The 12,692-nt window shown below is 38.7% G+C and carries 12 protein-coding genes; 7 read left to right on the top strand and 5 right to left on the bottom strand.

The window, feature by feature from the left end:
• The first annotated feature begins 12 nt into the window (after positions 1–12).
• The 3 genes from H8S40_RS13990 (at position 13) to H8S40_RS13980 (ending at position 2,776) form a co-directional block, all read left to right on the top strand.
• A complete protein-coding gene (locus tag H8S40_RS13990) occupies positions 13–642 on the top strand; it encodes a response regulator transcription factor (protein WP_117990018.1) in 630 nt (209 codons plus the stop codon).
• A gap of 203 nt (positions 643–845) precedes the next feature.
• Positions 846–1,940 (top strand): TFIIB-type zinc ribbon-containing protein, encoded by a 1,095-nt coding sequence (locus tag H8S40_RS13985; RefSeq protein WP_186865442.1) that lies wholly within the window; start codon positions 846–848, stop codon positions 1,938–1,940.
• A gap of 17 nt (positions 1,941–1,957) precedes the next feature.
• Positions 1,958–2,776 (top strand): TPM domain-containing protein, encoded by an 819-nt coding sequence (locus H8S40_RS13980; protein WP_186865441.1) that lies wholly within the window; start codon positions 1,958–1,960, stop codon positions 2,774–2,776.
• A gap of 108 nt (positions 2,777–2,884) precedes the next feature.
• Here the strand turns inward: H8S40_RS13980 and H8S40_RS13975 are convergent, their stop codons facing one another.
• The 5 genes from H8S40_RS13975 to H8S40_RS13955 form a co-directional block, all read right to left on the bottom strand.
• On the bottom strand, positions 2,885–3,382 hold the full coding sequence (locus tag H8S40_RS13975; RefSeq protein ID WP_022074958.1) for a QueT transporter family protein: 498 nt from the start codon (positions 3,380–3,382) through the stop codon (positions 2,885–2,887).
• 782 nt (positions 3,383–4,164) lie between these two features.
• A complete protein-coding gene (locus H8S40_RS13970) occupies positions 4,165–5,535 on the bottom strand; it encodes a UDP-N-acetylmuramoyl-tripeptide--D-alanyl-D-alanine ligase (protein ID WP_186865440.1) in 1,371 nt (456 codons plus the stop codon).
• 22 nt (positions 5,536–5,557) lie between these two features.
• Positions 5,558–6,613 carry a D-alanine--D-alanine ligase family protein gene (locus H8S40_RS13965; protein WP_022076017.1) on the bottom strand — a complete coding sequence of 352 codons (1,056 nt, stop codon included), beginning with the start codon at positions 6,611–6,613 and terminating at the stop codon, positions 5,558–5,560.
• Between the two features lie 19 nt (positions 6,614–6,632).
• Positions 6,633–8,081, bottom strand: coding sequence for a nicotinate phosphoribosyltransferase (locus tag H8S40_RS13960; protein WP_186865439.1), 1,449 nt, complete (start codon positions 8,079–8,081; stop codon positions 6,633–6,635).
• Positions 8,082–8,101: 20 nt separating this feature from the next.
• The gene (locus H8S40_RS13955; RefSeq protein WP_022076015.1) at positions 8,102–8,833 is read right to left on the bottom strand and encodes a lysophospholipid acyltransferase family protein; all 732 of its coding nucleotides are present in this window, start codon (positions 8,831–8,833) and stop codon (positions 8,102–8,104) included.
• Positions 8,834–8,983: 150 nt separating this feature from the next.
• On the opposite strand from H8S40_RS13955, the gene H8S40_RS13950 reads away from it, so the two are divergent.
• From H8S40_RS13950 to H8S40_RS13935, 4 genes are read left to right on the top strand one after another with little or no spacing between them, the layout of a single operon-like run.
• Positions 8,984–9,421, top strand: coding sequence for a protease complex subunit PrcB family protein (locus H8S40_RS13950; protein WP_243118923.1), 438 nt, complete (start codon positions 8,984–8,986; stop codon positions 9,419–9,421).
• A gap of 40 nt (positions 9,422–9,461) precedes the next feature.
• On the top strand, positions 9,462–11,021 hold the full coding sequence (locus H8S40_RS13945) for a DUF3794 and LysM peptidoglycan-binding domain-containing protein (protein WP_186865438.1): 1,560 nt from the start codon (positions 9,462–9,464) through the stop codon (positions 11,019–11,021).
• A gap of 45 nt (positions 11,022–11,066) precedes the next feature.
• A complete protein-coding gene (gene ispE, locus H8S40_RS13940) occupies positions 11,067–11,942 on the top strand; it encodes a 4-(cytidine 5'-diphospho)-2-C-methyl-D-erythritol kinase (RefSeq protein ID WP_118737598.1) in 876 nt (291 codons plus the stop codon).
• Between the two features lie 3 nt (positions 11,943–11,945).
• A complete protein-coding gene (locus H8S40_RS13935; RefSeq protein ID WP_022076011.1) occupies positions 11,946–12,623 on the top strand; it encodes a GntR family transcriptional regulator in 678 nt (225 codons plus the stop codon).
• Positions 12,624–12,692: the final 69 nt, after the last annotated feature.

Genomic DNA, 12,692 nt, shown 5'->3' with positions numbered 1-12,692 from the left:
AGGTAAGCAAAGATGATACGTGTATTAATAGTAGAAGATCAGAAAATCATGCAGAAATATTTTGAATATCTTATAGAGAACAATAAAGAAGAATTTCAGCATGTACAGACGATTGCAGATGCATATGAGGCAATAAAAATATGCAGTAAAACAAGAGTAGATCTTGTGTTGATGGATGTACAGACATTTCATAACCATGATGGACTTAAAGCCGGTAAAGAAATTAAAGAAGCACATCCGAAAATCAAAGTATTGATCGTTACCTCACTTATTGACCCAGAAGTTTTGGCAAGAGCAAAGTCGGGGAGTGCAGACAGTCTCTGGTATAAAGATCATGGGGACGAGGAAATTCTTGATGTTATCCGACGAACATTAGAAGGACAAAGAGTGTTTCCGGATATCTCTCCGGATGTGCAGTTAAATTGCATCCAGAGTGATGAAATCAGTCCAAGACAGTTAGAGATGCTGCGTTTGTACATAAAAGGTATGTCATATTCGGAAATTGCGAAAAAGATGGGGTGTTCTACGGCAGGGGTAAGATGGAACTTTCAGGAAATGATCTCAAAAGCAGGATATTCCTGTAAAGAAGATTTGATTGCAGCGGCATTGGAAAGTAAATTGCTAGTTACAACTTTGAAATAATGAGAGCATTGCAGATTTTCTGCATTGCTTTATTTTTTTTGGAAAATACCTATCATAAGTGCTAGTGTCAGAAAACTTTGTTGGTGTGATAATAATTATAACAGAGATGCTATAACAAAAGGGAAGGAGAAGGAAGTAAAGCAGGATAGCAGTGAAGAAAAACATTTTAAAAGATAAAGAAATAAGAGAGGAGATGAGGTTAGATGTCAGGTATTGTAGAATATAAATGTCCGGCATGTGGAGGCGCAATGGAATTTGACAGTACCCTTCAAAAAATGAATTGTCCGTATTGTGATACGACAATGACGGTGGAAGAGTTTGAAGCAATGCAGAAAAAGGATGAAGATAATACTGACAATGTAGAGCAGAGTGAAAATGCACAGTGGTCATCGGGAGGAAATAATCAGTGGCAGGATGGAGAGACAGATAACATGGCAGTCTATGTATGTGAGTCTTGTGGTGGTGAGATAATTGCTGATAAAACAACAGGAGCAACAACTTGCCCATTCTGTGATAATAAAATTGTCATGAAAGGAAATTTCGCAGGGGATTTGAAACCAGATTGCGTAATCCCGTTCAAATTAGATAAGAAGGCGGCAAAGGAAGCATACATAAAACATCTGAAAGGTAAAAAATATTTGCCTAAAGTATTTAAGGACGAAAATCATATCGACGAAATTAAAGGTGTTTATGTTCCATTCTGGCTCTTTGATGCATCTGTACAGGCGGATATCACATATGAAGCAGAGAATATCAAAATCTGGGATGATGGTGATACTGAATATACGGAACATGAAATATATAATGCTGTACGTGGAGGAACAGAGACATTTAGCCATGTTCCCGCAGATGCGTCCAAAAAGATGGATGACGTCTTGATGGAATCTATAGAGCCATTTAACTATCAAGATGCTGTGCCATTTCAGTCAGCTTATCTGGCAGGATATGTTGCAGATCGTTATGACGTAGATAAAGAAGAACGTATGCAGCGTGCAGAAGAACGTATGAAACAGGCAATATCAAACAATTTACGAAAAACAGTGACAGGATACGCAAGTGTGAAGCAGTTGGGCGGGAATTTCCAATTTCCGGAAGCAAGTTATCAGTATGCATTGTATCCGGTTTGGATATTGAATACAACTTGGCATAATGAAAAATTTGTATTTGCTATGAATGGACAGACGGGTAAGCTGACAGGAAATCTTCCGTTAGATAAAAAAGCGTTTCGACTGACATTGTTGATGCGAGGCGGAATTTTTTCAGTAGTTTTCCTTGCAATTTTATGGCTTTTATTCTAAGGGAAGGGGAGAGATGAATGATGAAAATAAGAACAAAAAGAATATTACTGTCATTTCTGTCTCTGCTCCTGCTTCTGATGCCGATTGCAGTAAAGGCAGAATCGACAGATGACATGTATTATGTAAAAGACGAAGCAAACTTGATGAGTGAAGAAGAGCAGAAAGAACTGGAAACAAAATTAAGTACGATAAGTGATTATTGGGGTGAAGATGTTGTTGTACTCACCGTTAATTCACTGGAGGGAAAAACAGCAGAAGCATACGCCGATGATTATTATGACATGAACGGATATGGAGTAAGTGGAAGGAATGGCGGAATTCTTCTGTTGGTTGCAATGGATGACCGTAAATGGCATATGTCAACCGGTGGAGAATGTATAAGCATATTCACAGATGCAGGTCTTAATTACATGCAAGAACAGTTCAAGCCGTCATTGAGCGAAGGCGACTATGCAGAGGCTTTCAATACATTTGCAGATTTGTGTGATGATTTTATGGCTCAGGCTGAAATTGGAGAGCCATATGATACTGGAAATCTTCCAAAAGAACCATTATCAATCCTATGGTATATAGGAGCAGTTGCAGCGGCATTTTTACTAGCATTTATATGGGGTAGTATTGAAAAAGGAAAACTTATTACAGTTCGTGAAAGTCAGACAGCATCCGACTATGCAGTGGCAGGAAGCTTGAATGTATATAACAGTCATGATCAGATGGTAAGAACATATGTAACTCAGCGTGCTCTTCCAAAAGAGGATTCTAGCAGCTCTTCAGGAAGTTCTACACATACAAGTTCGTCTGGATCAAGTCATGGTGGATGTGGCGGAAGTTTTTAATAACTGAAAATTTTCAGCATAAAAGATAAAACGGATTGGATACGTGAAGCATTTCGTTTCACATATCCAATCCGTTATTTTTATAGATTAGGAAAGTGTTTTCCTAATCTATAAAGCTTTCTTAAAGATAATACCCTTATATTTGTTAAGTGCTCCATATACGATAAGACCGAGTACACCGGCGGAAATAACTTCGCCGACACCGACTGTTAACATCATAAATGGTATCGGAAGAGGTACTTGATATCCGTATTTTAATACGAATGGTACAACGATAATGTTTGCTACGATCGGTGGAACTGGAGCAAGATATTTACTCTTGTTTCTGAGCTGCCAGGTAAAGAAAGCTCCGATCAATGTAGCAAGGCTTCCGAATATGATATCCGGAACGATTGCACCGCCAAGGATGTTGCCGAGCAGACATCCGATAAAAAGTCCTGGGATTGCAGCTGGTGTAAATGCAGGAAGAATAGTGAGAGCTTCGGCAAAGCGAATCTGCACTTCTCCAAATGCAAGAGATGCACCAAGTACTGTCAATACAACATAAATCGCAGCAATCATAGCTGCCTGTGCCAAATAAAGCACTTTTGAGTTTGAGTTTTTCATTATTCTGTTCTCCTTTAGTTTTGTTTTACGTGTGGAAGGTCACGAACACACGATTCATTTTACGCCGGAAATCGGCGAAACCCTTGTAAGACCTTGTTTTTTCGGGTTTTGTAACGGGTGATAGTATAGCATGAAAAGACAAGAAAAGCAAGAAAAGTATCAAAAAAGTACCAAATGGGAAAATGATTGCATGTCAATTATTGCCATGTTATACTTTGGGTGGAACAATCGTGTTACAGGGTGGCAGACCTCTATTCTTACATAGAATGGGGGTGATGCTGATGAACAATAATCATTTTGATTTTAAAGACCTTATGGCTTTTGGCATGTTCATTCTTGCATTGCTGACATTCGTTTTTACGTTTATCAGATAATGTTTTAAGGCATAGAAAAACCACCCCGGAACTTTGGCGAGCGATGGAGTGGATTTTTCAGAATCATACATTGAGGTCAACCCACCTTGTGGGCGGTTGTTCTCTTTTTGTGTCTTAAATATAACATATCTGGTAGCAGGATTCAAGACAATTCGTGAAATTCACGGTTTGCCGTGAGGTGCTGCATCTGATCTGAACTGTCAAAATGACAATGCGGACAGAGAAACAATAATATGTTGAGTTGCTAATTTATGCTGACTTATTGGTGAGTTTTCATTGGGTGTGACGAAAACAGTATCTGATTTGTTCTTTAGGGCAAGTAAGAATAACAAAAAACTGACATAACAGAACCTTTCTGTTTGCCAGTTTTTTGTTATTTTAAAAATATATGTTTGGAAGTTATTAAATCTAAAACGCTTCACATTTTTCTACAATCTCAGGAAATTCCATTCCGTGAGAAGCTTTGATAAGAATTGTATCGTGAGGTTTGATCACGTTTTTCATTTCTTTAAAGAAATCTGCTTTTGTTGCATAGTGATGCACTTCTGTCCCCTTATTCTGGTTTTTTGCTCCTGAAGAGAGAAAGCGTGTGTATTCTCCGATGGAAATTACGACATTAATGCCAATCTGTGCAGCGTGAGCACCAACTTCATAATGCATCGCATCAGCATCATCACCAAGCTCAAACATATCTCCGAGAATAGCAACAGTTCTTGTATCTGCTTTAGCGAGAACATCCAGCGAAGCTTTCATAGAAGCAGGATTTGCATTGTAGCAGTCATCAATGATTGTCAGATTCGCTGTTTCAATCAGATGATTGCGTCCTGCAAGAGGAACTAATGACTCAATTCCCTTCTTGATTTCATCATCTGTCATACCGAGAGCATATCCAACTGCAATTCCGGCAAGCGCATTGTATACCATATGTTCGCCTGGAATTGTAATGTGTGCTGTGAATTCTGAAGATGGGGTGATAAATTTGGCGGTTGTTCCGTGCATTCCCATATCTTCAATATCATCAGCATGATAATTTAAACTGTCATCGAAGCCGAAATAAATTGGTTTGATTTTGTTTTCCGGAACGAAAGAGATGAGTTTATCATCGTCTCCGTTGAAAATGATTGTTCCGTTTGGATTCATATACTGGAACATCTCTGTTTTCGCTTTTAAAATACCATCGCGAGACTGTAAATGTTCAAGATGAGCACATCCGATGTTAGTGAGTACACAGATATCCGGACGAGCCATTTTTGCAAGTCGAGTCATCTCACCAAAATGACTGATTCCCATTTCAAGAACAGCTACTTCATGTTCTTCGCGAATGTTGAAGATTGTCAATGGAAGTCCAATCTCGTTATTAAAGTTTCCTTCTGTTTTCAGTACATTGAACTTCTGGCTTAAAACAGAAGCAATCATTTCTTTCGTGCTGGTTTTACCAACGCTGCCGGAAATACCAACAACTTTGATATCCAGGGAACGGCGATAGTGTTCAGCAATTGCTTTCATTGCCTGTTCGCAGGAATCCACAAGGATATAGGAAAAGTCAACATCTCCTAAATTTTCTTCTGAGAGGGCACATAAAGCACCGGCTTCTATCGTTTTTGTGATAAATGTATGTCCGTCTACGCGAGCACCACGAATTGCGATAAACAAGCTGTCTTTTTGAACTTTACGACTGTCAATTACAACACTGGAAACAGATTTTTCCAGATTTTCTTCGGGTCCAAAATATGTACCCTGACATGCTTTGGAGATTTCTTTTAATGTCATATGCTTCATAGCAACAGAACCCTCATCTTTCTTAGTTATATCGTGCTTCTAAAGATTTTTTGATGATCAGTTCACAAAGATCACCATATTCAATTCCTGTAACAGCAGCTTCTTTTGGAAGGAGGCTTGCAGCTGTCATACCAGGAAGTGTGTTCATTTCCAGGCAGTACAGATTATTATCTGCATCTAACAGGAAATCAGCGCGGCTGTATACATCCAGCTTCAGGGCATGGAATGCACGGACTGTGTAATCCTGCATTTTTGCAGAAATTTCTTCGCTGATATTTGCCGGGCAGACTTCTTCAGTGGCACCAGCCTGATATTTGTTTGCATAATCAAAAAATCCTGTTTTTGGAATGATTTCGATAGGTGGTAATGCTTTATCATCGATAATACCACATGCAAATTCGCGGCCTTTTACATATTCTTCAATAACAAGCTCATCTTCATAGCGGAAAGATTTTTCAAGAGCTTCATTATATTCTTCCTCAGTATTTACAATGTAAACACCGATGCTTGAACCGCCGGAGCAAGGTTTTACAACGACTGGAAGAGAGAGCCCAAGGCTTGCCAAATCTTTTTTATTTTTATTTTTGTGGATGCAGACACCATTTGGTGTAGGAATGCCGGATTCTAAGAAAATCTGTTTTGCAATTCCTTTATGCATTGCAGCTGCACATCCAAGTGAATTTGGTCCTGTATATTTAATTCCCAACAGATCAAATGTAGCCTGTAATTTTCCGTTTTCGCCTTCACCGCCATGAAGACCGATGAATGTAATATCAGCCATGCGGCAAAGTTCGATTACATTTGGTCCTAAGAAGCAGTCAGACTGATCAGGACGGGACGCCTTGATAGCTGCGAGGTCAGGTTCTTCAGTAGCAATGTTCTTAGCAATCTCAAGACCATGTCCAGGAAGTGTAAATACTTCCTCTAGTTTGTCAGAGTCATAAGGAAGACCCATAAATACATCCAGAAGAAATGCATCATGTCCTTTCTCAATTAATGTGCGGCAGATACCGGCAGCAGAAGAAAGTGATACGTCACGTTCTGTACTTAAGCCTCCGGCTAATACGATAATTTTCATGATTTATACTCCTTTTATCTTATTTGCTCATTTCATCCAGCAGTCTGGTCTTTGTATCATACAAACTTCTGGAAAGATCAACATATACTCCATGTGGATTGAAAAGTCGTTTTGTTTCATCCCAGAGAGTTTCTTTTTCTTTCTTGCAGAACTGTGCAATCTCCATAACAGAAGGTGATTCATAGATACATTCGCCATGCTTGAAGATTGGAAGCAGGATTTCTTTCATAGTGTAGCTTCCACCCGGAAGACGTGTTTTCTTCCATGTGGCATTTGGATCGAAGAGAAGTAGTTCATCTTCTTCGTTCCAGGTTTCGTCAGCAAAGCAAATGAGGTCGGCCCGAATCTTACCTGTTTCTTTGTCGTAAACACGATAAATAGTTTTATCTCCGGGATTTGTGATTTTTTCAACATTTTCTGAAATTTTAATCTTAGGAATAAATTCTCCGTCACTGTTCTGAATGGCAGAAAGTTTATAAACACCTCCAAAAGAAGGACAATCCTTAGAGGTAATCAGGTTTGTTCCGACACCCCAGGAACCAATCTTAGCACCTTGAATTTTCAGGTCATTGATCAAGAATTCATCCAAATCATTGGATGCAGCAATAACAGCATCCGTGAAACCTGCTTCATCCAGCATCTTTCTTGCTTTTTTAGAAAGATATGCGAGGTCTCCGCTGTCCAGACGGATTCCGTAAGATTTTGGATGGATTCCTGCATCTCGCATCTCTGTGAAGACGCGGATTGCATTTGGAACACCGGACTTTAATGTGTCGTATGTGTCGACAAGTAAAGTGCAGGCATTCGGGTATAAACGTGCATATTCTTTAAATGCAGTATACTCATCTTTGAAACTCATGATCCAGCTGTGTGCATGAGTACCCATAACCGGAACATCAAACATCTGACCGGCGAGAACATTGGATGTTCCTACACAGCCACCGATCATAGCAGCTCTGGCACCATACAGACCGGCATCAGGCCCCTGCGCACGGCGCAGACCGAATTCCATGATTCCATCTCCCTGAGCTGCATAAACTACACGTGATGCTTTTGTTGCAATCAGGCATTGATGGTTGATGATGTTCAAAATAGCTGTTTCTACAAGCTGGGCTTCCATAATAGGAGCAACGATCTTTAATAATGGCTCTTTTGGGAAGATTACACTTCCTTCAGGAATTGCGTAAATATCACCGCTGAAGTGGAAACCGCTTAAGTAGTGAAGAAAATCTTCGCTGAAGATGCCAAGACCTCGAAGATAATCTACATCTTCATAAGAAAAATTCAGATTTTTTATATAATCAATGACTTGATCCAGACCAGCCATAATAGAATAACCGCCATTGTTAGGATTGTTACGGAAAAACACATCGAAAATAACGGTTTCATTTTCTTGTGTTTCGAAATAGCCCTGCATCATAGTCAATTCATATAAATCAGTTAGTAACGTAAGATTTCGTGTATTCATTTTAGTCTCCTTGTGTTACGTTAAATTTCCGCATTCTTATTAATTGTTTCCTGAACAATATTCTGTACATAAGCACCGATATGTTTTTTTGTCTCAGCATCCAGTTCATTTGGATAAATTGGTTTGCCATATTCGATGACAACATGTGTCTTTTTAATATGCGGAAAATGATTTTCTAAAATATCAGCAGTATTATTCAGAGAGACCGGGACAATAGGACATCCTGTTTTTGTGGCAATCCTAAATGCACCATCTTTAAAAGGAAGTAAACTTAATTCTTCTCCTTTATTTCTTGTACCCTCCGGAAAGATAAAGATAGAAATACCATTCTTAACATATTCAATGGCTTTTAAAATTGTCTTTAATCCTTCTTTTGCATTCTCACGATCTAAGAAAAGACAGTAGAGATATTGCATCCAGACAGAGAGAAAAGGAACTTTCTGAACCTCTTTTTTAGCTATATAACCGGTGAGACGTTTGCAGCGTGAATATGTCAGGACAATATCGAAATAACTGCGGTGATTACCGATAAATAAAACAGCCTCATCCGGAATATTCTCTTCTCCGATCACAGTGACAGACACACCGGATAATCTGGTGATGACTTTAAACGCCCACTGGACAATGCGAAGAGAACTGATATCTTTTGCATCTTTGTTTACCTTGCCAATCAGCCATTCAACGAAAAAAATCGGAATTGACAAAATCAAAAACAGTATAAGAAATACTGCGACAATGATTAAACGTATCATAGATATAAACCTCTCTTTTGTTTATGACTTGTAATTGAACTGTTACGTTCAAAACTACTATTCAAAGTATACTAAACTTGTGTTAAAAACACAACGCATAAATCAACATTTCAAGTAATAAGATACTAGAGAAATGGATATGTGAAGTGCATGTTGGACATGGTTTTGAAAAAAATAAAACGCTTGAGTACAGGCGTCGTCGTGATTTTGAGCGTGGTAATAACAGCTGTCGGATGTATAACCAAGGTAGAGGTAACAGAAAAAATACGGGATCTAAAGTTTACTGTTCTTGAAAAAGCAGAGCTGCCGAATGAACTGAAAGAAAAAATATCAAAAAATAAAGAAAAGGCATTTCATTTGACATATTCGGATCAAGGAGAATTGTATATTGTGGAAGGATATGGAGAAAAACCACAGAGCGGGTATAGTGTAAAAGTGACGGAATTTTATGAAACTGCAGAAGCGATTTATATCCATACAGAATTAGATGGACCGCCCAGAGATGAAAAAACAAAAGAAATTGTAACATATCCATATATAGCAGTTAAAACGAAAGAAATCGGGAAACCGGTTCAGTTTCATAATTGACGCAAAGTCGGAAATAGCGTTTACATGCAAGGAGGGGCTTATGGAATTAGTACAAAAACAAGTGCGTTATATGCAGGAAAAACCATCTATAACAGATCAATTTCAAATGGATGAGGATTATAATGTTCCGGATACAAAAGATGATGTAAAGCAGATTGTAAGAAGTAAAGAAACAGTAAAAATCGAAGATATAAATTTAGTAGAAAATTATCTGAGAGTATCAGGAAAGCTTTGCTTTCAAATTTTATATATTGTGGATTCAGAAGAAAACAGACTGGCTTCACTAGAAGGAAAAATTCCGTTTGAGGAGATGGTTTATGTTACAGATATGGGAAAGGATGAGTTTTTTATCAAACATGTGAGAACGGAGTTTCAGACAACTTTGATTCATTCACGTAAAATCGGTTTGCATGCAATGATTGAACTTGAAATCGGAAGAGAACAAATGCAGGAGGAAGAAACAACAATAGATATGGAAAGTGATGTGCCGGTCTATAAGAAAGTGAACAGAATCAACCTGCTTGAAATCCAGATGAATAAAAACGATACATATCGTGTTAAAGAGGAAATCACACTTCCGGGAACAAAAGAAAGTATAGGTCAATTATTACTTAGTGATATCAGCCTGCGTAAGCTGGAAATACGTTTAATGCAGGATGAACTTCGGTTACAAGGCGAATTTCTGGTTTTTATAATTTACTTGTCAGAAGAACAGAAGATGGATTGGCTGGAACAGACAGTTCTGTTTGAAGGGAAATTAGAGTGCAGCGGGATTGAAGAGGGAATGTATGACTATATAAGCTACGCATTGGAAGATACACTTGCAGATGTTCGGCTTGACGAAGATGGAGAAATGCGTGTGATTGGAATTGAAGGAACGATACATTTGCGGATGAACATTTACAAAGAAGAAAGTATAGATGTGCTGGCGGATATGTATTCGCTTCAGAAAAAATGTGAATTTGAGGTGAGAGAAGCAGATTATGAGGAATTGATGATTCAAAATCATTCAAAATGCAAAATATCAGAACATTTAAATCTTCCGGAATTGAAGGAAGACGTTTTGCAGATATGTCATAGTGATGGTGAAATTCAGTTAGAACATGTGGAACCGTCCAAACAAGGACTTCAGCTTGATGGAATTCTGCATTTATCCTTTTTGTATTTGCGGGCGAATGATGAACAGCCTTTTGGAAACTGGCAGGGAATGATACCATTTACCTGGCTTCTGGAGTGCAATAATATGCCGGAGAATGTGAAATATAATATAGCAGAGCATGTGGAACAGCTATCTGTAAATCTTGCCGGAAATGAGGAAGTAGAAATCAAGGCAGTCTTATCATTCGATACATTTATACGAAAATCGGTGACTGCACAGGTAATCACATCAGTAGCATTTGCCCCATTGTCGGTAGAAGAAATAGAAAAGCGACCGGGAATTGTAGGGTATGTAGTGAAAAAAGAGGATAAATTATGGGATTTAGCGAAGAAATTTATGACGACGGAAGAGGGAATTATGGAAGTCAATAATTTAGAACAAACTACAATAAAAGAAGGGGATAAAATCTTGATTTTCAAGGAAAATTTGAGTATACTATAACTATATTGTATACAAGATACAAACGAGAACATGGAGGACACACCGATGAAGCAGATTGAGCTAAAGTCACTGGCAAAAATCAATCTAGGATTGGACGTTCTTGGAAGAAGAGAGAATGGATATCATGACGTGCGGATGATTATGCAGTCCATTTATCTGTATGATGAAGTAAAGATTAAGCGAACGAAAAATCCGGGGATTGAAATAAAGACAAATTTGTATTTTCTACCAACAGGAAAAGAGAATATTGCATACAAAGCGGCAGAGATGTTAATAGAAGAATTCCATATTGAGGAAGGTGTTCATATTACATTGAACAAACACATTCCGGTTGCAGCCGGGATGGCAGGAGGAAGTTCGAATGCAGCGGCAGTTCTGTATGGTATGAATAAGATGTTTGATCTGAAGCTGACACAGACAGAACTGATGGAGCGAGGAGTAAAGCTTGGTGCAGATGTTCCGTACTGTATTATGCGAGGGACAGTTTTGGCAGAGGGTATTGGAGAAGAATTGACCACACTCACTCCTATGCCGAAATGTTTTGTGTTGATCGCAAAACCACCAATCAGTGTGTCTACGAAAGTTGTCTATGAAGCGTTGGATTCAAAAGAACTTGTAGAGCATCCGGATATTGATGGGCTAATTGAAGGATTAGAGAAACGAGATCTTAAAACAATCGCTTCATGTATGGGAAATGTTCTCGAAGATGTAACGATTCCAATGCATCCGGTCATCGAGGAGATAAAACAGGAGATGAAAAATGCGGGTGCATTAAATGCGATGATGAGTGGAAGCGGACCTACGGTGTTTGGGTTATTTGAGACAAAGGCAGCAGCAAGAAAAGCACAGGACAGAATTAGGAGAAGGGCACTGGCAAAACAAGTTTACGTAACAAATGTACATGGTGCAGGGAGGAACTGACAGATGGAGATGAACTTTGAAGTGAATATGAATGAATATCTGCCACTCCGTGATGTTGTGTTCAATACATTACGACAGGCAATTTTGAGAGGAGAATTGAAACCGGGGGAGAGACTGATGGAGATTCAACTGGCAAATAAATTAGGTGTCAGCAGAACTCCGATAAGAGAGGCAATCCGCAAGTTGGAGTTGGAAGGTCTTGTTTTGATGATTCCAAGAAAAGGTGCGGAGGTTGCCCAGATTACAGAAAAGAGTTTGAGAGATGTTCTTGAAGTGCGAAGAGCACTCGAGGAACTTGCAGTGCAGCTTGCATGTGACAGAATGACAAAAGAAGGAATGCAGGAGTTAAAGCAGGCGGCAAAAGAATTCGAAGCACTGCTTGGAAGTGCAAGCGATATCACAGCAGTTGCAGAAGCTGATGTAGCATTTCATGATTTAATTTATCTTGCAACGGACAATCAAAAATTGATTTCCTTGTTGAATAATTTTAGAGAACAGATGTATCGATATCGTGTGGAATATCTGAAATTAAAAGAGCGGCATCCACAGATCATACAGGAACATAATGATATTGTCGAGTCAATTGAAAAGGGTGAGAAGGAGCGGGCAACAAAAGTAACTTGCACACATATTGATAACCAGGTACAAACTGTAAGTGATACATTGAAACATATTGAGTAAGCTGTTTTTTATGGGTAGATAGAACAATAACAAGAAGCTGGATGGCGGATAAATTTGATTTCGAATAAG

The organism is Ruminococcus hominis (assembly GCF_014287355.1).
Taxonomy (GTDB): domain Bacteria; phylum Bacillota; class Clostridia; order Lachnospirales; family Lachnospiraceae; genus Schaedlerella; species Schaedlerella hominis.
The sequence above is the reverse complement of the archived record's forward strand: the minus strand, read 5'-3'. Positions and strand labels throughout refer to the sequence as shown.